The sequence below is a fragment of the Streptomyces sp. NP160 genome (assembly GCF_006335115.1).
Taxonomy (GTDB): domain Bacteria; phylum Actinomycetota; class Actinomycetes; order Actinomycetales; family Quadrisphaeraceae; genus Quadrisphaera.
Map to the genome: position 1 here is coordinate 271,096 of NZ_VDMJ01000024.1, position 26,351 is coordinate 297,446.

Below are 26,351 nucleotides of genomic sequence, written 5' to 3' on the forward strand. Positions count from 1 at the left end.
GACCCGGGTCGCCCGCTGACGCTCGCTCGGTCGCGCTGTCGGTGGCGCGACCTACAGTTGACACCCGTGGATCGACTCGTCGTGCAAGGCGCCCGTGAGCACAACCTCAAGGACGTCTCCCTGGACCTCCCCCGCGAGAAGATGATCGTGTTCACCGGCCTGTCGGGGTCGGGGAAGTCCAGCCTGGCCTTCGACACGATCTTCGCCGAGGGCCAGCGCCGGTACGTCGAGTCGCTGTCCGCGTACGCCCGCCAGTTCCTCGGGCAGATGGACAAGCCCGACGTCGACTTCATCGAGGGGCTGTCCCCGGCGGTCTCCATCGACCAGAAGTCGACGAGCCGGAACCCCCGGTCGACGGTCGGGACGATCACCGAGATCTACGACTACCTCCGCCTGCTATGGGCGCGGGCCGGACGCGCCCACTGCCCCACCTGCGGCGAGCCGGTGGCGCGCCAGACGCCGCAGCAGATCGTCGACCGGCTCCTGGAGCTGCCGGAGACCACCCGCTTCCAGGTGCTGGCCCCGGTGGTCCGCGGCCGCAAGGGCGAGTTCGTCGACCTCTTCACCGAGCTGCAGGCCAAGGGCTACGCCCGGGTCCGCGTGGACGGCGAGACCCTGCAGCTGTCGGACGCCGCGTCCCGCCCCAGCCTCGACAAGCGCAAGAAGCACACGATCGAGGTCGTCGTCGACCGCCTCGTCATGCGCGAGGGCGTCCAGCGCCGCCTCACCGACTCCGTGGAGACCGCGCTCGGCCTCGCCGACGGCGTCCTCCTGGTGGAGCTGGTCGAGCGCAAGCCCGCCGAGGGCGAGGAGGGCCCCGCGGCGGCGGACGGGCCGACCGTCATGCGCTTCTCCGAGAAGCTGGCCTGCCCCAACGACCACCCCCTCGCGCTGGAGGAGGTCGAGCCGCGCACGTTCTCCTTCAACGCCCCCTACGGCGCCTGCCCGGAGTGCTCCGGGATCGGCACCCGCCTGGAGGTCGACCCCGAGCTCGTCGTCCCCGACCCCGACCAGACCCTGGCCGAGGGTGCCATCGCGCCGTGGAACGGCGCCGGCAGCAGCGAGTACCACCAGCGGCTCATCGGGGGCCTGGCCAAGCAGCTCGGCTTCTCCACCGACGTGCCCTGGCGCGCCCTGCCCGAGCGGGCGACGCAGGCGCTGCTGCACGGCGAGGGCTACGAGGTGCACGTCACCTACAAGAACCGCTGGGGGCGCGAGCGCTCGTACACCACCGGCTTCGAGGGCGTGCTGCCGTTCATCAAGCGCCGCCACTCCGAGACCGAGTCCGACAGCTCGCGCGAGCGGCTCGAGGGCTACATGCGCGAGGTGCCGTGCCGGGTCTGCGGCGGCGCCCGCCTGCGCCCGGAGGTGCTGGCGGTCACCGTCGGCGGCAAGTCGATCGCGCAGGCCTGCGCGCTGCCGGTGGCCGAGCTGCGCGCCTGGCTCGACACCCTCGAGCTGACCGCCCGCGAGGCGCAGATCGCCGCCGCCGTCCTCAAGGAGGTGCTGGCGCGGGTCCAGTTCCTCGTGGACGTCGGCCTGACCTACCTCTCCCTCGACCGCGCCTCCGGCACGCTGTCGGGCGGCGAGGCGCAGCGCATCCGCCTGGCCACCCAGATCGGCTCCGGCCTGGTCGGGGTGCTCTACGTGCTCGACGAGCCCAGCATCGGCCTGCACCAGCGCGACAACCGCCGCCTCATCGAGACGCTCACCCGCCTGCGGGACCTCGGCAACACGCTCATCGTGGTCGAGCACGACGAGGACACCATCCACGTGGCCGACTGGGTGGTCGACATCGGCCCGGGGGCGGGCGAGCACGGCGGGCAGGTGGTCCACTCCGGTCCGGTCGCTGAGCTGCTGGCCAACACCGGCTCCATGACCGGGGACTACCTGGCCGGGCGGCGCGCCGTGCCGGTGCCCGCCGAGCGCCGCCCGGTGGACCGGGAGCGCGTGGTCAAGGTGGTCGGGGCGCGCGAGAACAACCTGCGCGGCATCGACGTCGAGCTTCCGCTCGGCGTGCTGACCGCCGTGACGGGGGTGTCGGGGTCCGGCAAGTCCAGCCTGGTCAACGACATCCTCTACAAGGTGCTGGCCAACCGGCTCAACGGCGCCCGGCAGGTGCCCGGGCGCCACACCCGCGTGGAGGGCGTGGACCAGCTCGACAAGGTGGTCCACGTCGACCAGAGCCCCATCGGCCGCACCCCGCGCTCCAACCCCGCCACGTACACCGGCGTGTGGGACGTGGTCCGCTCGCTGTTCGCCGAGACCACCGAGGCCAAGGTGCGCGGCTACCAGGCGGGGCGGTTCTCCTTCAACGTCAAGGGCGGCCGCTGCGAGCACTGCAGCGGCGACGGCACCATCAAGATCGAGATGAACTTCCTCCCGGACGTGTACGTGCCGTGCGAGGTCTGCCACGGGGCCCGCTACAACCGCGAGACCCTCGAGGTGCACTTCAAGGGCAAGACCGTGGCGGACGTGCTGGACATGCCGATCGAGGAGGCCGCGGAGTTCTTCGCGGCGGTGCCGCGCATCTCCCGCTACCTGCGCACCCTCGTCGACGTCGGGCTCGGCTACGTCCGCCTGGGCCAGCCCGCGCCCACGCTGTCCGGCGGCGAGGCGCAGCGCGTGAAGCTCGCCAGCGAGCTGCAGCGCCGCTCCACGGGCCGCACCGTGTACGTGCTCGACGAGCCGACGACGGGTCTGCACTTCGAGGACGTCCGCAAGCTGCTCGAGGTGCTCCAGGGCCTGGCCGACAAGGGCAACACCGTGGTGGTCATCGAGCACAACCTCGACGTCATCAAGAGCGCCGACTGGGTGCTCGACATGGGTCCGGAGGGCGGCTCCGGCGGGGGGAAGCTCATCGCCTCGGGCACCCCGGAACAGCTCGCCGCCACCCACGAGAGGACGGGCAGCCACACCGGCCGCTTCCTCGGGCCGGTGCTCGAGGCGGCGCGCCAGCGCGGCGCCGAGGTCGATCTCAGGAAGGACGCAGCCGCAGCACCTAGCCTCGCGTCATGACGACGGAACCGCAGACCGCCGAGTCCCGCCCCGCCATGACCGAGCCCTCCTCGTCCGGACCGGTCGGGAGCGCCACCGCGCGCGTGCTGCCGTGCTCGCGGCGCGCCCTGCTCGCCAGGGCCGGAGCCGGCGGCGCCGTGCTCGGCGCGGCCGGCCTGCTCGCCGCCTGCGGAGGCACCGGCGAGCCCGCCGGCACCTCGGGAGGCGGGGAGGGCTCGGCCTCGGGCTCGGGCAGCTCGAGCGCCGCGGGAGGCAGCGGCTCGGGCTCGGGCGCGGGCGTGCCCGCCTCGGAGGTGCCCGAGGGCACCGCGGTCGTCGTGGAGGTCGGTGGCGAGGAGGTCGTGCTGGCCCAGCCCAGCGCGGGTCAGTACGTCGCCTACTCCGCGGTGTGCACCCACGCCGGCGGCATCGTCCAGGCCGACCAGGGCACCGAGGTCCGCTGCCCGCTGCACGGCAGCGTCTTCGACGCCGCTGACGACGGCGCCGTCACGCAGGGGCCGGCCACCTCGCCGCTGCCCCCCAAGACCGTGGCCCTGGAGGGCGACCAGCTCGTCGTCAGCTGAGGCCGGGCGAGCTGCCGCCCCGGCGGCCGCGGCGCAGGGTCGCGGCCGCCGCCACGAGCAGCCCGACCGCACCGGCCAGGGGGACGACGCCGAGCGCGAGCAGCATCGCGGAGCTGCGGCCGCGCTCGTAGCGGGGCGCCGGCACCGCTCCGGCCCGCTCTGCCGCCGCGGCCAGGGCCGGCTGGGGCACCTGCAGCCGCGAGACGGCGACGTCGCCGGGGGCGTCCGGCACGGCCGACAGCACGGTGCGCGCCCCGCCGTCGACGTCCACGGCCACGACCGGCTGGGAGCCGGGGTCACCGCCACCCGGCCCGGGCCCGACCAGCACCGCGACGGTGCGCGGCCCGGCCCAGCCGACGAAGCCGTCGGCGGCCGTCACGCCCGGTGCGCACGCGGGGCCCGGACCGTCGCTCCTCGCGGCGCCGCCGTCCACGTCCAGCAGCTGCACGGCGCAGGTCCGCCGCACGGCCAGGTGGAGGCCGTCCGGGGACCAGGCGCTGGCGCCGAGCACCCGCCCGACGGGTCCGAGGTCCTGCAGCTCACCCGTGGTGGTGTCCAGCAGCACGACCTCTCCCTCGGGCGTCTGCAGGGCCAGGCGCCGGCCGTCGGGGGAGTACGCCGCCGCGGCGACCTCCTGCGGCGCACCGGTCGGCAGCGGCCGCACGGCACCGTCCGGCCCGACGAGCACCGGGACCCCGGAGGCGGTCTGGTCCGCGTCGCCCGCGTACGGGTTCCAGGCGGCCCGGCGGACCGCGGCGAGGACGGTGCTGGAGTCGGGGGACCACGCCAGGGGGAGCACCGCACGGCCGCTCAGGGCCGCAGACCGCGTCACGTCGCCGGTGGTGAGGTCCTGCACGGCGACGTCGGGGGCGGTGTCGGCGGCGTCGTAGCGGCCCACCGCGACGCGCCGGCCGTCCGGAGACAGCAGCATCGCGCCGGGGTCTCGCAGCCAGCGGCGGTAGGACCGCTCCAGGGGGTCCGCGGGAGCGCTGCGCCGGGTCACGACGGATAGCCCAGGGCGCCGAGGCGGCCCAGCGCCGCCGCGCTCTGCTCCTGGCGCCGGCGCGCCTCGGCGGCGAGGACGGCGGCGCCGCCCTCGGTGAGGCGGCAGCTGCGGCGCAGGCGGGAGTCGACCACCTCCTCCGCGGCCACCTCCACCAGGCCGCGCTCGGCCAGGCGCTCCAGGGCGCCGTACAGCGTGCCGACGCCCAGGGCACGGCTCCGCCGGACGTGGTCTCGACGTCCTTGAGGATCGCGTACCCGTGCAGGGGGCCCCGGCCAGCGCCGTGAGCACGAGGAAGGACGGCTCCTGGAGCCCTGGCCTGGCCACGGCGACGAAGATGCTCCGGTGACTGGAAGGTGTCCACGGCGCCGGTGCGGTGGTCGGGTCATGGGCCACCCCACGCAGATGACCTCCTCAGGTGGCAGGGTGTCGCCGTGCCCCTCGCTCCCACCGGCGGCCCCGCCGCCGGCGCTCCTCGCGACGCCTCCGAGACCCCGACAGCTTCCGGGCCCGCCGCGACCGCGGCGCCGGTCGGCCACCACGCCGAGCCGGCTGCGCCCCCGCAGACGGCCGAGCACGCCCGCCTCGACGAGTGCACCGGCTCCGCCGGACCGTGGCGCCTGTGGGGCCCCTACCTGGCGGGGCGCCAGTGGGGCACGGTCCGCGAGGACTACTCGGCCGACGGCGACGCGTGGCGCTCCTTCCCCTTCGACCACGCGCGCTCGCGCGCCTACCGCTGGGGCGAGGACGGCCTGGGCGGCTTCTGCGACAGGTTCGGCTTCCTCAACCTCGCGGTGGCGCTGTGGAACGGGAAGGACCCCATCCTCAAGGAGCGGCTGTTCGGCCTCACCAACGAGGAGGGCAACCACGGCGAGGACGCCAAGGAGCACTGGTGGGCCGTCGACGGCACGCCCACGCACTCCTGGGCGAAGTGGCTCTACCGCTACCCGCAGGCCGAGTTCCCCTACGCCCGCCTGCGCGAGGAGAACGCCCGCCGCAGCCGTGACGAGCGCGAGTTCGAGCTGGCCGACACCGGCGTGCTCGACGAGGACCGCTTCTTCGACGTCACGGTCACCTACGCCAAGGCCGCCCCCGACGACGTCTGCGTGGTGGTCGAGGCCACCAACCACGGTCCGGAGGCCGCGCCGCTGCACCTGCTGCCGCAGCTGTGGTTCCGCAACACCTGGTCCTGGGGCCGCGACCTGCGCCGCGGCGTCCTCAACCAGATGCTGGCCCCCACCCTGACGGTGCCCGGCCTGGAGGCGGTGGAGGCCGAGCACGGCTACCTGGGCCGCTACGTGCTGGCCGCCGAGGGCTCCCCGCAGGTGCTCTTCTGCGACAACGAGACCAACGCGGCGCTGCTCTTCGGCGACAAGCGCGCCAACAGCCCGCGCTACCCCAAGGACGGCGTCGACAGGGCCGTCGTCCAGGGCGACACCAGCGGCGTCAACCCCGCCGACACCGGCACCAAGGCCGCCTTCTGGTACCGCTGGGACTCCGTGGCGCCGGGCGAGACGGTCACCGTGCGGCTGCGCCTGACCCCGTCCGACCCCACCCCCGCCACCTTCGGGGAGGGCTTCGACGACGTCGTCGCCGCGCGCCGCGCCGAGGCCGACGACTTCTACGCCACCGTCATCGACCCCTCCCTGCCCGAGGCCGACCGGCACGTCGCGCGCCGCGCCTACGCCGGTCTGCTGTGGACCAAGCAGCTGTACCGCTTCGACGTGGCCCAGTGGCTCGACGGCGACCCCGTCGCCCCGGCCCCCGAGCAGCGCGAGGACGCCGGCCGGCGCAACACCACGTGGCGCCACGTCGCGCTGGCCGACGTCATCTCCATGCCGGACGAGTGGGAGTACCCCTGGTTCGCCGCCTGGGACACCGCCTTCCACACCATCCCCCTGGCGCACGTCGACCCCGACTTCGCCAAGGAGCAGCTGGTGCTCATGTGCCGCGAGTGGGCGATGCACCCCAACGGCCAGCTGCCCGCCTACGAGTGGGAGTTCGGCGACGTGAACCCGCCGGTCCACGCGTGGGCCGCGTGGCACGTCTACCGGATCGACGGCTACCGCGACCGCGACTTCCTGATCCGGGTCTTCACCAAGCTGCTGCTGAACTTCTCGTGGTGGGTGAACCGCAAGGACGCCTCCGGCTCCAACCTCTTCGAGGGCGGCTTCCTCGGGATGGACAACATCGCCCTGTTCGACAGGTCCGCGCCCCTGCCGCCCGGGTACCGCCTGGAGCAGTCCGACGCCACCAGCTGGATGGCGTTCTACTGCCAGCAGATGTTCAAGATCGCGCTGGAGCTGTCCCGCCACGACCGCGCCTGGGACGACACCGCCACCAAGTTCCTCGAGCACTTCCTGTCCATCGCCCAGGCGATGAACAGCTTCGGCACCCGCGGCGCCAAGCTCTGGGACGACGACGACGGCTTCTTCTACGACGTCCTCGTCGACCCCTCCGGGCACGCCGAGCCGATGCGGGTCCGCTCCATGGTCGGCCTGCTGCCGATCCTCGGGGCCACCGAGGTGCCCGCCTGGATCTCGACCGAGTGCCCCGACGTCACCACCCGGCTGCGCTGGCTGCAGCGGCGGCGCCCGGAGGTCATGGGCCCCCTGCGCTCCCGGTCCGGACCGGAGGGACGGCGGATGCTGCTCTCGCTGGTCGGGCCCGAGCGGCTGCGGCGGATCCTGCAGCGGATGTTCGACACCGAGGAGTTCTGGAGCCCCTACGGCGTCCGGTCCCTCTCGCGCTCCACCGGCCAGGTGTACGCCAACGTCGGTGGCCGCGACGTCTCGCTGGAGTACGAGCCGGGGGAGAGCCGCACCGGCCTGTTCGGCGGGAACTCCAACTGGCGCGGTCCGATCTGGTTCCCCGTCAACGTGCTCATCGCCGACAAGCTGCGGACCATGGGCCGCCACTACGGCGACACCTTCACCATCGAGGTGCCCACGGGCTCCGGCAACGTGGTCACCCTCGACCAGGCCGCCGACCTCATCGACGGCGGCCTCACGGCGCTGTTCCGGCCCGACCCCGCCCGGGGCGGCCGACGCCCCACGGACGGGACGCGGGTGGAGGCCAGCGACTCCCCGCTGTGGCGCGAGCAGGTGACCTTCAGCGAGTTCTTCGACGGCGACACCGGCGAGGGCCTCGGCGCCACCCACCAGACCGGGTGGACGGCGCTGGTGGCGCACCTGCTCAACCCGCGGCTGCCCGCCGACCCGCGCCGGATGGGCTGAGCCGCCAGCGCTCTGCAAGCGGCCCGCAAGCCGGCGGCGGCACCGTCGTCCCCATGAGCACACAGCACAGCGACGCGTCCTCCTCGACCCCGGCCGCCGGGGAGCCCCTCCTCAGCCCCGTGTGGGTGCTGCGCGGGATCGGCAACGACCCCGGCTACCTCGTGGCGGCGGGCGGCCGCCTCGTGCTGGTGGCCGAGCACGACGACGGCCCCGCCTTCGACGTCGGCCTGGGCGAGCTCACCGACGTCCAGTGGCCGTGGTGGTGGTTCGGCGGCGGCTTCAAGGGCACGGTCCGCGGGACGCGCTACAAGATCAGCTTCGTGCGGCCCAACGGGGCACCGGGCCCCGACCGCGGTCTGCTCACCGACCTCGACCACGTGCTCGTGGGGCACACCGGCCACGGGCTGTCGGGGCTGGTCGACGTCGCGGAGGGCAAGGCGCAGGCGCGGCTGTGGCGCGAGGTGCTCCCGGGCTGACGGCCCGGGCCGGGCCGCAGGACCTGTCGGAGGCCCTGCTTACGCTGGACGGGTGACGAACCCCGCCTCCTACCGCCCGAAGCCGGGGGAGGTGCCTGACTCCCCGGGCGTCTACAGGTTCCGCGACCCGCAGGGCCGCGTGGTCTACGTCGGCAAGGCGAAGAGCCTGCGGCAGCGGCTGGCCAACTACTTCCAGCCGCTGCACGCGCTGCACCCCCGCACCGCCACGATGGTCACCACCGCCGCCAGCGTCGAGTGGACCGTCGTGGGCACCGAGGTCGAGGCCCTCCAGCTGGAGTACTCCTGGATCAAGGAGTTCGACCCGCGCTTCAACGTCAAGTACCGCGACGACAAGTCCTACCCCTACCTCGCGGTGACGATGGGAGAGGAGTTCCCGCGGGTGCAGGTCATGCGCGGGGCCAAGCGCAAGGGCACCCGCTACTTCGGGCCCTACGCCCACGCCTGGGCCATCCGCGAGACCGTCGACCTGCTGCTGCGGGTCTTCCCCGTCCGCACTTGCTCCACCGGCGTCTTCAAGCGCGCCGGCCAGGTCGGCCGCCCCTGCCTGCTCGGCTACATCGACAAGTGCTCCGCGCCCTGCGTGGGCAAGGTGACCCCCGAGGAGCACCGCGCGCTGGCCCAGGAGTTCGCCGACTTCATGGGCGGCGCCACCTCCAAGTACGTGAAGCGGGTCGAGGCGCAGATGCGCGAGGCCGCCGCCGAGATGGACTTCGAGAGGGCTGCGCGGCTGCGGGACGATGCCGGCGCCCTGCGCAAGGCGCTCGAGAAGAGCGCCGTGGTGCTGCCCGACGCCACCGACGCCGACGTCTTCGCCCTGGCCGAGGACGAGCTCGAGGCCGCCGTCCAGGTCTTCCACGTGCGCGGCGGGCGCGTGCGCGGCCAGCGCGGCTGGGTGGTGGAGAAGGTCGAGGACGTCACCACGGCCGACCTCGTCCAGCACCTGCTCCAGCAGGTCTACGGCGGTGCCGCCAGCCTCGAGGGAGCCGGGGACGACGGCTCAGAGGCCGGTGAGCAGGTGCCCCGCGAGGTGCTCGTGCCCGTCGAGCCCACCGACCCCGAGCAGACCGCCGCCTGGCTCTCGCGGCTGCGCGGCTCGCGGGTGGAGGTGCGGGTCCCGCAGCGCGGCGACAAGCGCGCGCTGCTGGAGACCGTGGAGCGCAACGCCACCGGCGCCCTCAACCTCCACAAGACCCGCCGCGGCGGAGACCTCACCAGCCGGTCCCTGGCCCTGCAGGAGCTGCAGGAGGCCCTCGGGCTCGACGAGGCCCCGCTGCGCATCGAGTGCTACGACGTCTCCCACCTGCAGGGCAGCGAGGTGGTCGCCTCGATGGTGGTCTTCGAGGACGGTCTGCCGCGCAAGAGCGAGTACCGCAAGTTCAACGTGCGCGGCGACGGGCCCGACGGGCGCACCGACGACCTCGCCTCGATGAACGAGGTGCTCACCCGCCGGTTCCGCCGCCACGTCGCCGACGGGGCCAGGGACGGCGAGCTCGACGACCAGGTGGCGCCCGTCAGCGGGCCGGTCAGCGGTGAGGTGCAGCCCGGCATCGACCCCACCACGGGGCGCGCGCGCCGCTTCGCGTACGCGCCGCAGCTCGTCGTCGTCGACGGCGGGCAGCCGCAGGTGGAGGCCGCCGCGGCCGCGCTCGCGGACCTCGGCGTCACCGACGTCGCCCTGTGCGGCCTGGCCAAGCGCCTGGAGGAGGTGTGGCTGCCGGGGGAGGACCACCCCGTCGTCCTGCCGCGCTCCAGCGAGGGGCTCTACCTGCTGCAGCGCCTGCGCGACGAGGCCCACCGCTTCGCCATCACCCACCACCGCTCCAAGCGCAGCAGGGCGATGACGACGAGCGCCCTCGACGGCGTCCCCGGGCTCGGCCCGGCCCGCAAGCAGGCCCTCATGGCGCGCTTCGGCACGCTGAAGGCGCTGCGCGCCGCGACCGCCGAGCAGGTGGCCGAGGTGCCGGGCGTGGGGCCCGCCACGGCCGCGGCCGTGGTGGCGGCGCTGGCGGGGAACGCGCCCGAGCCCGCCGTCGACACGGCCACCGGGGAGCTCGTCGACTGACTCGGCGAGCAGTGCCATGGGCCAGGATGGCCGCGTGAGCGCGCCGCCGCAGCACCCCCAGCCGCAGCCCCAGCAGCCCCCGCTGGAGGGCGAGCACGACCTGCTCGTCATCACCGGCCTGTCCGGGGCGGGCCGGTCCACCGTGGCCCACGTCCTGGAGGACCTCGGCTGGTACGTGGTCGACAACCTCCCGCCGCAGATGCTCGGGCCGCTGGCCCAGCTGGCGGCGCAGGCCTCCGGGGCCGTCCCGAAGGTGGCCGTGGTGCTCGACGTGCGCGGGCGCGGCTTCTCGGCCGACCTCGCCGCGGCGCTCGCGGAGGTCCGTGTGCGCCGCAGCATCCTGTTCCTGGAGGCCAGCGACGCGGTGCTGGTGCGCCGCTTCGAGTCCGTGCGGCGCCCCCACCCGCTGCAGGAGGAGGGGCGCATCCTCGACGGCATCGAGACCGAGCGCGAGCTCCTGCGCGACCTGCGCGCCGCCGCCGACGTCGTCATCGACACCTCCGACCTCAACGTCCACCAGCTGGCCGCCTCCATCACGCGGGCCTTCGGCGAGGCCGAGGCCACCCGGCTGCGCCTGACGCTGCTCTCGTTCGGCTTCAAGTACGGGCTGCCCACGGACGCCGACCACGTGGTCGACGTGAGGTTCCTGCCCAACCCCCACTGGATCCCCGAGCTGCGCCCGCTGACGGGCCGCGACGCCGCCGTCAGCGGCTACGTGCTCGGGCAGGACGGCGCGGAGGAGTTCCTCGACAGGTACGCCGCCGCGCTGCAGCCCGTCATCGCCGGCTACCAGCGCGAGCACCGCCGCTACGCCACCGTGGCCATCGGCTGCACCGGCGGCAAGCACCGCTCCGTGGCGATGACGGAGGCCCTCGCGGCGCGCCTGCAGGCCCTCGCCGACGCCCCGCCGCCGTCCTCCTCCTCGCCGGAGGGCGGCGAGGAGCACCCGGCCCCGGTGCTGAGGGTGGCCCACCGCGACCTCGGAAGGGAGTGAGGGCCCCGTGAGACCCGGCGTCGGTCCCGGCAGCGGCCTCGCCGCCGGCCTGCAGCCCGGCTCCGGGCCCGCCGTGGTGGCCTGCGGGGGCGGCCACGGCCTCGCGGCGTCGCTGCAGGCGCTGCGGCACCTGTCCGACAGGATCACGGCGGTCGTGACGGTGGCGGACGACGGCGGCTCCAGCGGCCGCCTGCGCTCGGAGCTGGGCATCATGCCCCCCGGCGACCTGCGGATGGCGCTGGCCGCGCTGTGCGACGACACGGAGTGGGGCCGCACCTGGCGCGACGTGCTGCAGCACCGCTTCACCGGGGACGGCGCGCTGGCCGGCCACGCCGTCGGCAACCTCCTCATCGCCGCGCTGTGGCAGCGCCTCGGCGACAGCGTCGAGGGGCTGGACCTCGTGGGCCGGCTCCTGGGCGCGCGGGGCCGGGTGCTGCCGATGTCGTCGGTGCCGCTGTCCATCGAGGCCGACGTGCGCGTGCGCGGCACGCGGTCGGCGCCGGCCCACGTCGAGGTGGTCCGCGGCCAGGCCGCCGTGGCGACCACCCGCGGCACCGTGGAGGAGGTGCGGCTGCTCCCCGCGGACCCGCCAGCCCGCCCGGAGGTGGTGGACGCCGTCCGCCAGGCCGACTGGGTGGTGCTCGGGCCGGGCAGCTGGTTCACCAGCGTCATGCCGCACCTGCTGGTGCCCGAGCTGGCCGCCGCGCTGCGCGAGACCCCGGCCCGGCGCTGCCTGGTGCTCAACCTCGTCAGCGAGCGCGGGGAGACCAGCGGCCTGAGCCCCGCGGCGCACGTGCGGGCGCTCACGGCCCACGCCCGCGGGCTGCGGTTCGACGTGGTGCTGGCCGACCCGAGCGCCGTGGAGGACGTCGAGGGCCTGGCGGCCGCGGCGGAGGAGGCCGGCGCCCAGCTCGTGCTCCGGCAGGTCCGCCGCGGGCGCACGGCCGAGCACGACCCGCTGCGCCTGGCCGCCGCGATGCGCGACGTGCTGGAGGGCTCCTGGGGCGACGTGGCCTGACCCCGTCGCCGGGGCGGGGACGGCGCGGGCGCGTCCAGGGTGCCGCTGAAGAGGGTCTGACCAGCCCCGCGCCCGGGTCGGACTGATCACGCCGACCTAGTCACACCGGTGGAATTCGGCGAGTCGTCCCCCCGGGCGTGTCGCGGTGGCACCATGGCTGGCATGGCACTGACGGCACAGGTGAAGGACGAGCTCAGCCGTCTTCCGGTCCAGCGCTCCTGCTGCCGCAAGGCCGAGGTCTCGGCCCTGCTGCGCTTCGCGGGGGGCCTGCACATCATCGCGGGCCGCGTGGTCGTGGAGGCCGAGCTCGACACCGGCGCCGCCGCGCGGCGCCTGCGGCGCGACCTCGCCGACGTGTACCGCGCCCCGAGCGAGGTGCTGGTGGTGGCCGGGGGCGGCCTGCGGCGCGGCTCCCGCTACGTCGTCCGGGTGGTCCACAACGCCGAGTCGCTGGCCCACCAGACGGGCCTGCTGGACCAGCGGGGCCGTCCCGTGCGCGGCCTGCCGCCCCAGGTGGTGGCCGGCGCCGTCTGCGACGCCGAGGCCGCCTGGCGCGGCGCCTTCCTCGCGCACGGATCGCTCACCGAGCCGGGCCGCTCGTCCGCCCTGGAGATCACGTGCCCCGGTCCGGAGGCGGCCCTGGCGCTGGTGGGCGCCGCCCGGCGCCTGGACATCCAGGCGAAGGCCCGCGACGTGCGCGGCACGGACCGCGTGGTGATCCGCGACGGCGAGGCCATCGGCGACCTCCTCACCCACCTGGGCGCCCACGGCGCGAAGTTGGTGTGGGAGGAGAGGCGCATGCGGCGCGAGGTGCGCGCCACCGCCAACCGGCTGGCCAACTTCGACGACGCCAACCTGCGCCGCTCGGCGCGCGCGGCCGTGGCCGCCGGCTCCCGCGTGGAGCGGGCGCTGGAGATCCTCGGCGAGGAGGTGCCCGAGCACCTGCGCACCGCCGGCGCGCTCCGCCTGGCCCACAAGCAGGCCTCGCTGGAGGAGCTGGGCGCGCTGGCCGACCCCCCGATGAGCAAGGACGCCGTGGCGGGGCGCATCCGCCGCCTGCTCGCCATGGCCGACCGCCGCGCCCAGGAGCTCGGGGTGCCCGGGACCGAGGCCAACCTGACCCCTGACATGTTGGACGCCTGAGGTGCCCTAGGGTCTGGGGCGACCCCTGCCACTCCTACCAGGAGGCGCTCTGTGACCATCCGCGTGGGCATCAACGGCTTCGGCCGCATCGGCCGCAACTTCTTCCGCGCCGTCCAGGCGTCGGGCGCTGACGTCGAGATCGTCGGCGTCAACGACCTCACGGACAACGCGACCCTCGCCCACCTGCTCGCCTACGACTCGGTCCTCGGCCGTCTCGAGGGCGTGTCCACCTCGGGCGACGAGATCTCCGTCAACGGCAAGAGCTTCAAGGCGCTCGCCGTGCGCAACCCCGCCGAGCTGCCCTGGGGCGAGCTGGGCGCGGACGTCGTCGTCGAGTCGACCGGCATCTTCACCGACGCCACCAAGGCGAAGGCGCACATCGACGGCGGCGCCAAGAAGGTCATCATCTCCGCCCCGGCGAAGAACGAGGACATCACGGTCGTCATGGGCGTGAACGACGGCGACTACGACGCCGCCGCTCACAACATCATCTCGAACGCGTCCTGCACCACGAACTGCCTCGCCCCGATGGCCAAGGCCCTGGACGACGAGTTCGGCATCGTGCGCGGCCTCATGACCACGGTGCACGCCTACACGCAGGACCAGAACCTGCAGGACGGCCCGCACTCCGACCTGCGCCGCGCCCGCGCCGCCGCGATCAACATCGTCCCCACCTCCACCGGTGCGGCGAAGGCGATCGGCCTGGTGCTCCCGCAGCTCAAGGGCAAGCTCGACGGCTACGCGCTGCGCGTCCCGGTCCCGACCGGCTCCGCCACCGACCTCACCGTCACCGTGGGCCGCGAGACCACCGTGGACGAGGTCAACGCCGTGGTGAAGGCCGCCGCCGAGGGCCCGCTCAAGGGCTACCTCAAGTACACGACCGACCCGATCGTGTCCTCGGACATCGTCACCGACCCGTCCTCCTGCATCTTCGACGCCGGCCTGACCAAGGTCATCGGCGACCAGGTGAAGGTCGTCGGCTGGTACGACAACGAGTGGGGCTACTCCAACCGCCTCGTCGACCTGGTGAAGCTCGTCGGGGCCTGAGCCTTGGCCCTGACGTCCCTCCACGACCTGGTGGCCGCGCAGGGTGACCTGCGCGGCCGCCGGGTGCTGGTCCGCTCCGACCTGAACGTGCCGCTCGACGGCACCACCATCACCGACGACGGCCGCGTCCGCGCTTCCGTGCCGACCTGGCAGCGGCTGCTGGACGCGGGCGCCCGCGTCGTCGTCGTCGCCCACCTGGGCCGCCCCAAGGGCGCCCCGGAGGCGAAGTACTCCCTGGCCCCCGTGGCCGAGCGGGTGCGCGAGCTGCTGCCGTCGACCACGGTCCGCTTCGCGGACGTGACGGTCGGCGGGGCGGCGCAGGAGGCCGCTGACGCCCTCGGCGACGGCGAGCTGCTGCTCGTCGAGAACCTCCGCTTCAACGCCGGCGAGACGAGCAAGGACGACGCCGAGCGCGCCGCCTTCGCCCGCGAGCTCGCCGCGCTGGTCGGCGGCGAGGGCACCGGCCTCTTCGTCTCCGACGGCTTCGGCGTGGTGCACCGCAAGCAGGCGAGCGTCTACGACGTCGCCCAGCTGCTCCCGCACGCCGCCGGCGGCCTCGTCGAGGCCGAGACCGCGGTGCTGCAGCGCCTCACCACCGACCCGGCCCGGCCCTACGCCGTGGTGCTCGGCGGGGCGAAGGTCTCCGACAAGCTCGCCGTCATCGAGAACCTGCTCGGCACCGCCGACCGGCTCCTCGTGGGCGGCGGCATGGTCTTCACCTTCCTGGCGGCCCAGGGCCACGAGGTCGGGAAGTCCCTGCTGGAGGCCGACCAGGTCGAGACCGTCAAGGGCTACCTCGCCACCGCCGCCGAGCGCGGCGTGGAGGTCGTCCTGCCGGTCGACGTCATCGCGGCGACGGCGTTCTCCGCCGACGCCGACCACGAGGTCGTCGCGGCCGACGCCATCCCGGCCGACCGCATGGGCCTGGACATCGGCCCGGAGAGCTCGAAGCTCTTCGCCGAGAAGCTCGCCGACACCCGCACGGTCTTCTGGAACGGCCCCATGGGCGCGTTCGAGATGGCGCCGTACGCCGAGGGCACCCGCGAGCTCGCGAAGGCCCTCGCCGAGGTCACCCGCGCCGGCGGCCTCACCGTGGTCGGGGGCGGCGACTCCGCCGCCGCCGTGCGCTCGCTCGGCTTCGCCGACAGCGACTTCGGCCACATCTCCACCGGCGGCGGCGCCAGCCTGGAGTACCTCGAGGGCAAGACCCTCCCCGGGCTGTCCGTCCTCTCCTGAGGCGCAGCCCGACCGCACCGCCCGCAGCACCCGCGCCCCCCGGGCGCACCGGCTCCCCGCCCGCACTGCCCGACGCGTGCGGGCGGGGAGCCTTCCGCACGCACCCCCTGACCGACGACACCCGGAGGACCCCGTGGCCCGCACCCCGCTCATGGCCGGCAACTGGAAGATGAACGTCGACCACGTGCAGGCCACCGCCCTCGTGCAGCGCCTCGCGTGGACCCTGCGCGACGCCAAGCACGACCCGGCGGCCGTCGAGGCCGTGGTCATCCCCCCGTTCACGGACCTGCGCTCGGTGCAGACCCTCATCGAGGGCGACAAGCTGGAGCTGGGCCTGGGCGCCCAGGACGTCTCCGCCCACGAGCCCGGCGCCCGCACCGGTGAGGTCGCCGCCTCCATGCTGGCGCGCCTCGGCGTCCAGTACGTCGTCGTCGGCCACAGCGAGCGCCGCCAGTACCACGGCGAGGACGACGCGCTGGTCGCCGCGAAGGCCGCCAAGGTCCTCGAGCACGGCATGACCCCGATCGTCTGCCTCGGCGAGCAGCTCGAGGTCCGCGAGGCCGGCGAGCACGTCGCCGACTGCGTCGGCCAGCTCGACGGCTCCCTGGCCGGCATCTCCGCGGAGGACCTGCCCAAGGTCGTCGTCGCCTACGAGCCCGTGTGGGCCATCGGCACCGGCAAGGTCGCGACCCCCGAGGACGCCCAGGAGGTGTGCGCCGCGCTGCGCGCGCGCCTGGCGGAGGCCCACGGCGCGGAGGTGGCCGACGCGGTCCGCGTGCTCTACGGCGGCTCGGTGAAGTCCTCCAACGTCGCCGCGATCATGGCCGGTGAGGACGTCGACGGCGCCCTCGTCGGCGGCGCCAGCCTCGACGCCGGCGAGTTCGCCGGCATCGTCACGGGCGGGGCGGCGTCCTGAGCGCCCCCGGCGCGGCCGCGGCGACCGCTGCCGCCACCTGCGTGAGGACGGTCACCGCAGCGCCCACCAGCAAGTACCCTGGTCGGCTGTGACCGTCCTGCGGATCGTGCTCCAGGTGCTGCTGGCGCTGACGAGCCTCTTCCTGACCCTGCTGATCCTGCTCCACAAGGGCAAGGGCGGCGGTCTGTCGGACATGTTCGGCGGCGGGATGTCGGCCAGCGTGGGCAGCTCCGGTGTGGCCGAGCGCAACCTCAACCGCATCACCGTGGCCAACGCCGTCCTGTGGGCGGCCGTCGTCGTGGCGCTCGGCCTGGTCGAGCGGTTCGACCCCAGCGGTTCCTGAGCACCCACTCCTGCAGACGAAGGGATCACCGTGGCAGGTGGCAACGCGATCCGAGGCAGCCGTGTCGGCGCCGGACCGATGGGCGAGGCGGAGCGCGGCGACGCCGCGCCCCGGCGCCGCGTCTCCTACTGGTGCGCCAACGCGCACGAGACGCAGCCGAGCTTCGCCTACGACTCCGGCTCCGAGGTCCCCGAGACCTGGGACTGCCCGCGCTGCGGGCTGCCGGCCGGCCAGGACCGGGCCAACCCGCCCCAGCCGCCCAAGACCGAGCCGTACAAGACGCACCTCGCCTACGTGAAGGAGCGCCGCTCCGAGAGCGACGGCAAGGCGATCCTCGAGGCCGCCCTGGCCAAGCACCGCGCCAAGCGCGGGATCTGACGCTCCGCTGACCACGCGAAGGGCCCCCGGGACGGTCGGAACCGTCTCGGGGGCCCTTCGCGCGCCGCGGCGGCGCGACTACACCGTGCGCTGCGCGAGGTAGTGCTCGATCAGCGCCCGCGTCGAGGGGTCCTGGGACTCCAGCGCGGCGGCGTCGCCGGTGAGGGCGGGAGCGATCTCCTGGGCGAGCTTCTTGCCGAGCTCGACCCCCCACTGGTCGAAGCTGTCGATGCCCCAGACGGTCCCCTCGACGAAGGTGATGTGCTCGTACAGCGCGATGAGCTGACCGAGCACCGACGGGGTCAGCGACGGGGCCATGATCGACGTGGTCGGCCGGTTCCCGCTGAACACCCGGGCCGGCACCACGTCCTCGGCAGTGCCCTCGGCACGCACCTCCTCCGCCGTCTTCCCGAACGCCAGCGCCTTGGTCTGGGCGAAGAAGTTGGCCATGAAGAGGGCGTGGACGTCGGCGTCGCCGTCCTGGAGCGGGTGCGCCGGGTTCGCGAAGGCGATGAAGTCGGCCGGGACGGTCCGCGTGCCCTGGTGGATCAGCTGGTAAAAGGCGTGCTGGCCGTTGGTGCCGGGCTCGCCCCAGAACACCTCGCCGGTCTCGGTGGTCACCGGGGAGCCGTCCCAGCGCACCGACTTGCCGTTGGACTCCATGGTCAGCTGCTGCAGGTACGCGGGGAAGCGGTTCAGGTACTGGCTGTACGGCAGCACCGCGTGGGTGTGGGCGCCCACGAAGTTGACGTACCAGACGTTGAGCAGGCCGAGGAGGACCGGCACGTTCGTGGCGAGGGGCTCGGTGCGCACGTGCTCGTCGACCGCGTGGAACCCGGCGAGGAAGTCCCTGAACGCCTCCGGGCCGACGGCCACCGCCAGCGACGTGCCGATGGCGGAGTCCACGGAGTAGCGGCCGCCGACCCAGTCCCAGAACCCGAAGGCGTTGTCCGGGTCGATGCCGAAGTCGGCGACCTTGTCCAGGGCGGTGGACACGGCGACGAAGTGCTTGGCGACGGCCGAGCGGCGCGCGTCGTCGTCGTCCTCCAGGGCACCGGCGGCGGCCAGGCGCTCCCACAGCCACGCGCGGGCCAGGCGGGCGTTGGTCAGCGTCTCCAGGGTCCCGAAGGTCTTGGAGGCGACGATGAACAGCGTCGTGGCGGGGTCGAGGTCGGCGACGGTCTCGGCGAGGTCGGTGGGGTCGATGTTCGAGATGAAGCGCAGCTCGATGTCGGGGTGCTTGTGCTCCTTGAGGGCCTCGTAGGCCATCACCGGCCCGAGGTCGGACCCGCCGATGCCGATGTTGACGACGGTGCGGATCCGCTCGCCGGTGACGCCCTTCCAGGCGCCCGAGCGCACGTCGTCCGCGAAGGCGGACACCTTCTCGAGCACGGCCTGGACGTCGGCGTCGACGTCCTGCCCGTCGACCTCGAGCGCGGGCTGCGCGCCCGGCGGGCGGCGCAGCGCCGTGTGCAGGACGGCGCGGTCCTCCGTGACGTTGATGTGCTCCCCGGCGAACATCGCGGCGAGCCGCTCCGGGAGGCGGACCTGCTCGGCCAGCTCCACCAGCAGCGACAGCGTGGTGTCCGTCACGAGGTTCTTGGACAGGTCCACGTGGAGGTCCGCGGCGTCGAAGGTCAGCCGGCGGGCGCGCTCGGGGTCTGCGGAGAACCAGCCGCGCAGGTCAGGCTCCAGCTCGGCGTGGTGGGCCTCGAGGCGGGCCCACGCGGAGGTGGTGGTCGGGTCCACGGGTTGGGTGCTCACGAGGAGACGCTAGGGCAGGCGGCGGGCCCCGTCACACCCAGCCTCGCGACCCGCTCGCAGGCCGCCCGCACCCCGCCCCGGACCCGTCCGGGAGCCGCTGTCACAGCCGGCCGGCGGCCTCCCGGTCGAGCAGCCACAGCGTGCGCGCGGTGCCGCTGACCAGGCTCGCGGGCAGCCGCCCCGGACCGGCCAGGGCCTCGGCGACGGCGTCGGCCTTGTCCGCGCCGCCCACCACGAGCCAGACCTCCTCCGCGGAGACGATCACCGGCACCGTGAGGGACAGGCGCGTGGGCGGCGGCTTGGGGGAGTCGCGCACGGCGATCACCTCGCGGCCGACCTCCTGGCCCTCCTCCAGCGACGGGTGGTCGGGGAAGAGGCTCGCGACGTGCCCGTCCGGACCCACACCGAGCATGAGGACGTCGAAGACCGGCACCGCCCCGCCGACGCCCTCGGCGCGGGCGGCCTCGGCCAGCTCCGCGGCGTAGCGGGCCGCGGCGGCGTCCGGGTCGTCACCGTCCGCCCCGTCGCTGGCGGGCATGACGTGCACCGCCTCCTCGCGCAGGCCCTGCTGGGCGAGGGCGTCCAGCACGGCTCCGCGGGCCTGGACGGCGTTGCGGTCGCCGTCGTCGGTGGGCACGAAGCGCTCGTCGCCCCACCACAGGTCCACCCGCGACCAGTCGACGGCGCGGGAGGCGGGGGAGGACGCGACGTCGCGCAGCACCTGCGTGCCAACGGTGCCGCCCGTGAGCACCACGGACGCTCGCCCGCGGCGGACCTGCGCGTCCAGCACGCGCACCACGAGCCTGGCCGCCACCGCGGCGGCCAGGGAGTCCTTGTCGGGGTGGACGACCACCTCGGCGGCGGACCGGGACCCGTAGCTGCTCATGAGGCGTCCTCTCCGACGGTCGGCTTCTCCGGCGGCGGGTCCGCCGCCGCGATGGCCGCGGCGCGGGCGTGCGCGGCGGCGTCCAGCTCGGCGCCGTGGCGCAGCTGCTCGGCCACGTCCGGCCCGCGCCCGCTGGAGCGGGCCTCGGACAGCTCGAGGTGGCCGTCGGACCCGGCGTCCAGCGCGGCGAGCCCGGTGGTGAGGACCGCGCCGTAGATGTCGTCGGGGTCGAGGCGGCGCAGCTCCTCGGCGAGGCAGTCGCGGTTGGACCGGCGCGGCAGCGCCAGGCGCCGCTCGGGCTGGCCGGGCTGGGTGAGGGTGGCCACCCTGCCGTCCGGGCGGGCCAGCTCCACCGCCCCGGTCGGGCGCTCCAGGCGCACCCCGACGATGCCGCCGCCGGTGGGCCCGCTGACGCGGGTCACCGGGCAGCGCAGCGCCAGCGCCAGCCACGCCGCGAGCAGCTCCGTGCTGGGGCTGTCGCTGGCGCCGGTGACGGTGGCCGCGGTGACGCGGTCGGCGGGGACCTGGTCGAGCGCCGCGGCGAGCAGGCCGCGCCACAGGGTCAGGCGCGACCAGGCGAAGTCGGTGTCGCCCGGCACGTGGCGGGCCGCGAGCCGGTGCAGCGTGCTGACGGGGTCGGAGCAGCCCGCCGCGTCGGTGATGCGCCGCTGCGCCATGGCCCCGATGGCGTCCGAGGCGGGGTGCTGCGGCGCCTCGCCGGGCCACCACGCCACCACCGGGGCGTCGGGGAGCAGCAGCGGGATGACCATCGAGGCGCCGTGCCCCGTGAGCGGCCCGTAGCTGCGCAGCACGATGACCTCGCTGGCGCCGGCGTCACCGCCCACCCGGATCTGCCCGTCCAGCCGTGACGTGCCGCGCTCGTCGGCGGCGGCCAGCACCACGATGCGGCAGGGGTGCTCGCGGCTGGCGTCGTTCGCGGCCTCGATGGCGGTCTCGGCGTGCTCGTCGTCCGTGGGCACCACGAGCGTCAGCACGCGGCCCAGGGCCACGGCACCGCCGGAGTCGCGCAGGTCCACGAGCTTCTTGGCGATCGCCGCGGTCGAGGTGCGCGGCATGTCGACGATCACAGGGCGGCCCCCCGGTCGTTCACGGGCGTCTCCAGGTGCGGCCGGTGCGGGCGAGCATCTCGGCGGCGGCGTCCGGGCCCCACGAGCCCGCCGGGTACGGCGGGGGCTGGCCCTGACCCGCCCAGAGCTCGATGACGGGGTCGAGGATGCGCCAGCTGAGCTCGACCTCCTCGTGCCGCGGGAACAGCGGCGGGTCGCCCAGGAGCACGTCGAGGATGAGCCGCTCGTAGGCCTCGGGGGAGGACTCGGTGAAGGAGTGCCCGTACCCGAAGTCCATCGTGACGTCGCGGACCTCCATCTGCGTGCCGGGCACCTTGGACCCGAAGCGGAGGGTGACGCCCTCGTCGGGCTGGACCCGGACCACCAGGGCGTTCTGCCCCAGCTCCTCGGTGGCCGTCGACTCGAAGGGCAGGTGCGGGGCCTTCTTGAAGACGACGGCGATCTCGGTGACGCGGCGCCCCAGGCGCTTGCCGGCGCGCAGGTAGAACGGCACCCCGGCCCAGCGGCGCGTGTCGACCTCGAGGGTCACCGCGGCGTAGGTCTCCGTGGTGGAGTCCGGCGAGATGCCGTCCTCCTCCAAGTAGCCCTTCACCGGCTCGCTGCCCTGCCAGCCCGGCGCGTACTGGCCGCGGGCGGTGTGGGCGTCGAGGTCGGCGGGGAGGCGGACCGCGGAGAGCACCTTCTCCTTCTCCGCGCGCAGGTCGCGGGCGTCGAAGGAGACCGGCTCCTCCATCGCGGTGAGCGCCAGCAGCTGCAGGAGGTGGTTCTGGATGACGTCCCGGGCCGCGCCGATGCCGTCGTAGTACCCCGCGCGACCGCCGATGCCGATGTCCTCGGCCATGGTGATCTGCACGTGGTCGACGTGGTTGGAGTTCCACAGCGGCTCGAACATCTGGTTGGCGAAGCGCAGCGCCAGCAGGTTCTGCACCGTCTCCTTGCCCAGGTAGTGGTCGATGCGGAACACCGAGTCCTGGGGGAAGACGCTTCCGACCACGGCGTTGAGCTCCCGGGCCGAGGCCAGGTCGCGCCCGAACGGCTTCTCGATCACCACGCGGCGCCACGAGCCGTCCACCTGGTCGGTCAGCCCCGAGGCGGCCAGCTGCTGGCAGACCAGCGGGAACGCGCTCGGCGGGATCGACAGGTAGAAGGCGTGGTTGCCGCCGGTGCCGCGCTGCTCGTCGAGGTCGCGGACGACCTCGGCGAGCTGGGTGAAGGCCGCAGCGTCGCCGAACTCGCCGGGGACGAAGCGGAACCCCTCCGCCAGGTGCGCCCAGACCTCCTCGCGGAAGGGCGTGCGGGAGTGCTCGCGCACCGAGTCGTAGACGATCCGTCCGAAGTCCTGCTCAGCCCAGTCGCGCCGGGCGAAGCCCACCAGGGAGAAGCCCGGCGGCAGCAGCCCCCGGTTGGCGAGGTCGTAGATCGCGGGCATGAGCTTCTTGCGGGCCAGGTCGCCCGTGACCCCGAACATCACCATGCCGCAGGGGCCGGCGATCCGGGACAGCCGCTTGTCGCGGGGGTCGCGCAGCGGGTTCTGCGCGACCCCCTCCGCCTGCTCGGGGCGGAGCAGGGACATCAGGGCCTCACCGGGTCGGCGGTGCGACGAGGCACGACGGGCCGCGTGGAGCGGTGACGAGCCGTCACTCGTCGCTGCTGCCGCCGGCCTGGGCTGCGGCGCGGTCGAGCTCGTCGCGGACGGAGTCGCCCAGCTCGGTCCAGGACTTCTCGAACTTGTCGACGGCCTCGGTCTCGAGGTCCTCGACGACCTTCGTGTAGGAGATGCCCAGGCGCTCCAGCCCGTCCATGACCGCCTCGGCCTCGGCGTAGGAGCCCTTGACCGTGTCGCCGGTGACCCGGCCGTGGTCGGCGAAGGCCTCCAGCGTGGTGCCCGGCATGGTGTTGACGACGCCGTCGGTGACGAGCTCGCTGACGTACAGCGTGTCGGGGTAGGCGGGGTCCTTCACGCCGGTGGAGGCCCACAGCGGGCGCTGCGGCTGGGCGCCGGCCTCGGCCAGCACCTGCCAGCGCGGGGAGGAGAAGACCTCCTCGTAGGCCTGGAAGGCCAGGCGGGCGTTGGCCAGGGCCGCCTTGCCGCGCAGCGCCTTCGCCTCGTCCGTGCCGATCCTGTCGAGCTGCGGGTCGATCGCGGTGTCCACGCGGGAGACGAAGAAGCTCGCCACGGACGCGATCGGCGCCAGGTCGAGGCCCTTCTCGCGGGCCTGCTCCAGACCGGTGAGGAAGGCGTTCATCACCGCGCGGTAGCGGTCGAGGGAGAAGATCAGCGTCACGTTGACGCTGATGCCCTCGGAGATGGCGGCGGTGATGGCGGGCAGGCCCTCCACCGTCGCGGGGATCTTGATGTAGAGGTTCTCGCGGTCGACGGCGGACCACAGGGTGCGCGCCGACTCGATCGTCGCCTGGGTGTCGCGCGCCAGGCGCGGGTCCACCTCGAGCGAGACGCGGCCGTCGCCCTTGCCGCCGGTGCGGTCGTGCACGGGACGCAGCACGTCGCAGGCCTCGCGCACGTCGCGCGTGGTGATCTGGAAGACGGCCTCGTCCACGTCGGCGCCGGAGGCCGCGAGCTCGCGGACCTGGTCCTCGTAGAGGTCGCCCTTCTTCAGGGCGGTCGCGAAGATCGTCGGGTTGCTCGTCACGCCGACCACGCTCTCCTGCTCGACGTGACCGGCCAGGCGGCCGGTCTGCACGAGCTCGCGCGAGAGGTCGTCGAGCCAGACCGCGACACCGGCCTGCGAGAGGGCGGCGAGGTTGGCGTTGGTCATGGGAACGCTCCTGGTGGTGTCGAGGGGGACGTCTGGCGTCTCAGGTGGTCGGCCGCCGGGACGACCAGCCTGCTGGCGGTGTGCGTGCGGCGCGAGCGCTCGCGCCGCACGCACACCGCCCCGGGTGGCTCAGCGGTCGCCGGTGCCACCGGTGGGGGAGGAGGAGCCGCTCACGGAGCCGGGGCTGTCGCCACCGGCCGCGGCCTGCAGGGACTCGTGGGCCTTGGCGACGACGTTCTCGGCGGTGAAGCCGAACTCCTGCATGAGGCGGGCGCCGTCGGCGGAGGCCCCGAAGTGCTCCAGGGACACGCTCCGGCCGGCGTCCCCGACGATGTCGTGCCACCCGGCGGCCACCCCGGCCTCCACGGACACGCGCGCCTTCACGGACGGCGGCAGCACGGACGCGCGGTAGTCGTCGTCCTGCTCGGCGAACCACTCGCGGCACGGCATCGAGACCACCCGGGTGCCGATGCCCTGGGCCTGCAGCTGCTCGCGGGCCGCGACGGCCACCTCGACCTCGGAGCCGGTGGCCACGATGACGACCTGCAGGTCGCCCTCGCTGTCCACGAGCACGTAGCCGCCCTTGAGCGTGCCCTCGGCGCTGCCGAAGACCTCGCGGTCGTAGACCGGCAGGTTCTGGCGGGACAGCACCACGCCCGTCGGGCTCCCGGTGTGCTCCAGCGCGCCGCGCCAGGCGTAGGCGGTCTCGTTGGCGTCCGCGGGCCGGACGACGGCCAGGCCGGGGATCAGGCGCAGCGCGGCGATGTGCTCGACGGGCTGGTGGGTGGGGCCGTCCTCGCCCAGGCCGATGGAGTCGTGCGTCCACACGAAGATCGACGGGATCTGCATCAGCGCGGCCAGGCGCACCGAGGCGCGCATGTAGTCGCTGAACTGCAGGAACGTGCCGCCGTAGGCGCGGGTGCCACCGTGCAGGACGATGCCGTTGATCGCCGCGCCCATGGCGTGCTCGCGGATGCCGAAGTGCAGCGTGCGCCCGTAGGGGCCGCCCTGCCAGGAGCGGGTCTGGCGCGACGGCGGCAGGAAGGAGGGCTCGCCCTCCATGGTGGTGTTGTTGGACTCCGCCAGGTCGGCCGAGCCGCCCCACAGCTCCGGCAGCACGCCGGCCAGGCCGGTGAGGACCTCGCCCGAGGCCTTGCGGGTGGAGACGGCCTTGCCCGCGGGGAAGGTCTTCAGCGAGTCCGTCCAGCCCTCGGGGAGGGTGCGGGTCTTGAGGCGGTCCAGCAGGGCGGCGCGCTCCGGGTTCGCCTCCTGCCACGCGGCGAAGCGGGCGTCCCAGTCCTTGCGGACCTCGGCCGCGCGCGCGGCCAGGCCGCGGGTGCGCTCGAGCACCTCGTCGTCCACGGCGAAGGTCTTCTCGGGGTCGAGCCCGAGCACGCTCTTCAGGCCCTTGACGGCCTCGTCCCCGAGCGCCGACCCGTGCGACTTGCCCGTGTTCTGCAGCTTCGGGGTCGGCCAGGCGATGATCGTGCGCAGCACGATGAAGCTCGGCCGCGTGGTCTCGGCGTCAGCGGCCTGCAGCGCGTCCCACAGGGCCTGCACGTCCTCGTGGTAGCCCTCGCCGTCGCCGTGGTCGCCGCCGCGGGTCCAGTCGACGGTCTGCACGTGCCAGCCGTACGCCTCGTAGCGCTTGGCGACGTCCTCGGTGAAGGCGACGTCGGTGACGTCCTCGATGGAGATCGAGTTCGCGTCGTAGACGACGGTCAGGCCGCCCAGCTGCTGGGTGCCCGCCAGCGAGCTGGCCTCGCCGGAGACGCCCTCCTGCAGGTCGCCGTCGGAGGCGATGGCGTAGACGTGGTGGTCGAAGACCGACTCGCCCGGGGCCGCGTCGGGGTCGAGCAGGCCGCGCTCGCGACGGGCGGCCATCGCCATGCCCACGGCGTTGGCCACGCCCTGGCCGAGCGGGCCGGTGGTGACCTCGACGCCCTTGGTGTGCTGGTACTCCGGGTGCCCGGGGGTCTTGGAGCCCCACGTGCGCAGCGCCTTGAGGTCGTCGAGCTCCAGCCCGAAGCCGCCCAGGTACAGCTGGATGTACTGCGTCAGCGCGGAGTGGCCGGCGGACAGGACGAAGCGGTCGCGGCCGTCCCAGGTGGTGTCGGCCGGGTCGTGCTGCATGAGCTTCTGGTAGAGCAGGTACGCCAGCGGGGCCAGCGAGATGGCCGTGCCGGGGTGGCCGTTCCCGACCTTCTGCACCGCGTCCGCGGCGAGGGCGCGCACCGTGTCCACGGCGCGCTGGTCGACCTCGTCCCACGTGAGCTGGCCTGTGGTGCTGGTCTGGGTCTGGGTCACTGAGCTGTCCTTCCCTCCGCGCGGCGCGGGAGGGGGCCGCCGCGCGCGTGTCGTCCAGTGGTGCGGCTCTGCTGT

At 74.2% G+C, this 26,351-nt stretch carries 21 protein-coding genes; 13 read left to right on the plus strand and 8 right to left on the minus strand.

Features of this window, described 5'->3' with window-relative positions; genetic code table 11:
• The first annotated feature begins 66 nt into the window (after positions 1 to 66).
• Both uvrA and FHN55_RS13920 read left to right on the plus strand, forming a co-directional pair.
• A complete protein-coding gene (gene uvrA, locus FHN55_RS13915) occupies positions 67 to 3,018 on the plus strand; it encodes an excinuclease ABC subunit UvrA (RefSeq protein WP_218974652.1) in 2,952 nt (983 codons plus the stop codon).
• Complete coding sequence (locus tag FHN55_RS13920; RefSeq protein ID WP_257570974.1) at positions 3,015 to 3,581, plus strand: Rieske (2Fe-2S) protein; 567 nt, start codon at positions 3,015 to 3,017, stop codon at positions 3,579 to 3,581. Before uvrA ends, FHN55_RS13920 begins: the two co-directional genes overlap by 4 nt.
• Here FHN55_RS13920 and FHN55_RS13925 read toward each other — a convergent pair.
• Together FHN55_RS13925 and FHN55_RS24165 are read right to left on the minus strand one after the other, a co-directional pair.
• Complete coding sequence (locus tag FHN55_RS13925) at positions 3,574 to 4,584, minus strand: WD40 repeat domain-containing protein (RefSeq protein WP_139712880.1); 1,011 nt, start codon at positions 4,582 to 4,584, stop codon at positions 3,574 to 3,576. The two genes, FHN55_RS13920 and FHN55_RS13925, sit on opposite strands and share 8 nt — an antisense overlap.
• Positions 4,581 to 4,739 (minus strand): hypothetical protein, encoded by a 159-nt coding sequence (locus tag FHN55_RS24165; protein ID WP_306821810.1) that lies wholly within the window; start codon positions 4,737 to 4,739, stop codon positions 4,581 to 4,583. The genes FHN55_RS13925 and FHN55_RS24165 overlap by 4 nt, the downstream gene beginning before the upstream one ends.
• Before the next feature lie 279 nt (positions 4,740 to 5,018).
• Between FHN55_RS24165 and FHN55_RS13935 the strand changes: the two genes are divergently transcribed.
• From FHN55_RS13935 to FHN55_RS13985, 11 genes are all read left to right on the plus strand, one after another.
• Positions 5,019 to 7,820 carry an MGH1-like glycoside hydrolase domain-containing protein gene (locus FHN55_RS13935; protein WP_139712881.1) on the plus strand — a complete coding sequence of 934 codons (2,802 nt, stop codon included), beginning with the start codon at positions 5,019 to 5,021 and terminating at the stop codon, positions 7,818 to 7,820.
• 53 nt (positions 7,821 to 7,873) lie between these two features.
• On the plus strand, positions 7,874 to 8,296 hold the full coding sequence (locus tag FHN55_RS13940; protein WP_139712882.1) for a hypothetical protein: 423 nt from the start codon (positions 7,874 to 7,876) through the stop codon (positions 8,294 to 8,296).
• A gap of 52 nt (positions 8,297 to 8,348) precedes the next feature.
• Positions 8,349 to 10,379: an excinuclease ABC subunit UvrC gene (gene uvrC, locus FHN55_RS13945; RefSeq protein ID WP_139712883.1), complete on the plus strand. Its 2,031-nt coding sequence runs from the start codon at positions 8,349 to 8,351 to the stop codon at positions 10,377 to 10,379.
• A 34-nt stretch (positions 10,380 to 10,413) separates the two neighbouring features.
• The gene (rapZ, locus tag FHN55_RS13950; protein ID WP_257570975.1) at positions 10,414 to 11,373 is read left to right on the plus strand and encodes an RNase adapter RapZ; all 960 of its coding nucleotides are present in this window, start codon (positions 10,414 to 10,416) and stop codon (positions 11,371 to 11,373) included.
• A gap of 7 nt (positions 11,374 to 11,380) precedes the next feature.
• Positions 11,381 to 12,391: a uridine diphosphate-N-acetylglucosamine-binding protein YvcK gene (yvcK, locus tag FHN55_RS13955; RefSeq protein ID WP_139712885.1), complete on the plus strand. Its 1,011-nt coding sequence runs from the start codon at positions 11,381 to 11,383 to the stop codon at positions 12,389 to 12,391.
• A 162-nt stretch (positions 12,392 to 12,553) separates the two neighbouring features.
• Positions 12,554 to 13,534, plus strand: coding sequence for a DNA-binding protein WhiA (gene whiA / locus FHN55_RS13960; RefSeq protein WP_139712886.1), 981 nt, complete (start codon positions 12,554 to 12,556; stop codon positions 13,532 to 13,534).
• 51 nt (positions 13,535 to 13,585) lie between these two features.
• Positions 13,586 to 14,581 (plus strand): type I glyceraldehyde-3-phosphate dehydrogenase, encoded by a 996-nt coding sequence (gene gap, locus FHN55_RS13965; RefSeq protein ID WP_139712887.1) that lies wholly within the window; start codon positions 13,586 to 13,588, stop codon positions 14,579 to 14,581.
• Between the two features lie 9 nt (positions 14,582 to 14,590).
• Positions 14,591 to 15,817, plus strand: a complete 1,227-nt coding sequence (pgk, locus tag FHN55_RS13970) for a phosphoglycerate kinase (RefSeq protein WP_139712974.1) — start codon at positions 14,591 to 14,593, stop codon at positions 15,815 to 15,817.
• Between the two features lie 151 nt (positions 15,818 to 15,968).
• A complete protein-coding gene (gene tpiA, locus FHN55_RS13975; RefSeq protein ID WP_218974666.1) occupies positions 15,969 to 16,733 on the plus strand; it encodes a triose-phosphate isomerase in 765 nt (254 codons plus the stop codon).
• 97 nt (positions 16,734 to 16,830) lie between these two features.
• The gene (gene secG / locus FHN55_RS13980; RefSeq protein ID WP_257570993.1) at positions 16,831 to 17,076 is read left to right on the plus strand and encodes a preprotein translocase subunit SecG; all 246 of its coding nucleotides are present in this window, start codon (positions 16,831 to 16,833) and stop codon (positions 17,074 to 17,076) included.
• 30 nt (positions 17,077 to 17,106) lie between these two features.
• Positions 17,107 to 17,454 (plus strand): RNA polymerase-binding protein RbpA, encoded by a 348-nt coding sequence (locus FHN55_RS13985; RefSeq protein ID WP_139712890.1) that lies wholly within the window; start codon positions 17,107 to 17,109, stop codon positions 17,452 to 17,454.
• 78 nt (positions 17,455 to 17,532) lie between these two features.
• Here the strand turns inward: FHN55_RS13985 and pgi are convergent, their stop codons facing one another.
• From pgi to tkt, 6 genes are all read right to left on the minus strand, one after another.
• Entirely contained in the window at positions 17,533 to 19,218 is a 1,686-nt protein-coding gene (gene pgi, locus FHN55_RS13990; RefSeq protein ID WP_139712891.1) for a glucose-6-phosphate isomerase, read from the minus strand.
• 100 nt (positions 19,219 to 19,318) lie between these two features.
• Positions 19,319 to 20,104 (minus strand): 6-phosphogluconolactonase, encoded by a 786-nt coding sequence (pgl, locus tag FHN55_RS13995; protein WP_139712892.1) that lies wholly within the window; start codon positions 20,102 to 20,104, stop codon positions 19,319 to 19,321.
• Positions 20,101 to 21,180 (minus strand): glucose-6-phosphate dehydrogenase assembly protein OpcA, encoded by a 1,080-nt coding sequence (locus FHN55_RS14000; RefSeq protein ID WP_257570977.1) that lies wholly within the window; start codon positions 21,178 to 21,180, stop codon positions 20,101 to 20,103. Before FHN55_RS14000 ends, pgl begins: the two co-directional genes overlap by 4 nt.
• A 31-nt stretch (positions 21,181 to 21,211) precedes the next feature.
• Entirely contained in the window at positions 21,212 to 22,765 is a 1,554-nt protein-coding gene (gene zwf / locus FHN55_RS14005) for a glucose-6-phosphate dehydrogenase (RefSeq protein ID WP_139712894.1), read from the minus strand.
• A 64-nt stretch (positions 22,766 to 22,829) separates the two neighbouring features.
• Positions 22,830 to 23,969 (minus strand): transaldolase, encoded by a 1,140-nt coding sequence (gene tal, locus FHN55_RS14010; protein WP_139712895.1) that lies wholly within the window; start codon positions 23,967 to 23,969, stop codon positions 22,830 to 22,832.
• 129 nt (positions 23,970 to 24,098) lie between these two features.
• Positions 24,099 to 26,276: a transketolase gene (gene tkt / locus FHN55_RS14015; RefSeq protein WP_139712896.1), complete on the minus strand. Its 2,178-nt coding sequence runs from the start codon at positions 26,274 to 26,276 to the stop codon at positions 24,099 to 24,101.
• Positions 26,277 to 26,351 lie beyond the last annotated feature (75 nt).

Coding starts and splice junctions, on each gene's coding strand:
- FHN55_RS13920 (WP_257570974.1), top strand. CDS start 3,015: ATGACGACGGAACCGCAGACCGCCGAGTCCCGCCCCGCCATGACCGAG.
- FHN55_RS13940 (WP_139712882.1), top strand. CDS start 7,874: ATGAGCACACAGCACAGCGACGCGTCCTCCTCGACCCCGGCCGCCGGG.
- whiA (WP_139712886.1), top strand. CDS start 12,554: ATGGCACTGACGGCACAGGTGAAGGACGAGCTCAGCCGTCTTCCGGTC.
- tpiA (WP_218974666.1), top strand. CDS start 15,969: ATGGCCGGCAACTGGAAGATGAACGTCGACCACGTGCAGGCCACCGCC.
- pgl (WP_139712892.1), bottom strand. CDS start 20,104: ATGAGCAGCTACGGGTCCCGGTCCGCCGCCGAGGTGGTCGTCCACCCC.
- FHN55_RS14000 (WP_257570977.1), bottom strand. CDS start 21,180: ATGCCGCGCACCTCGACCGCGGCGATCGCCAAGAAGCTCGTGGACCTG.
- zwf (WP_139712894.1), bottom strand. CDS start 22,765: ATGTCCCTGCTCCGCCCCGAGCAGGCGGAGGGGGTCGCGCAGAACCCG.
- tal (WP_139712895.1), bottom strand. CDS start 23,969: ATGACCAACGCCAACCTCGCCGCCCTCTCGCAGGCCGGTGTCGCGGTC.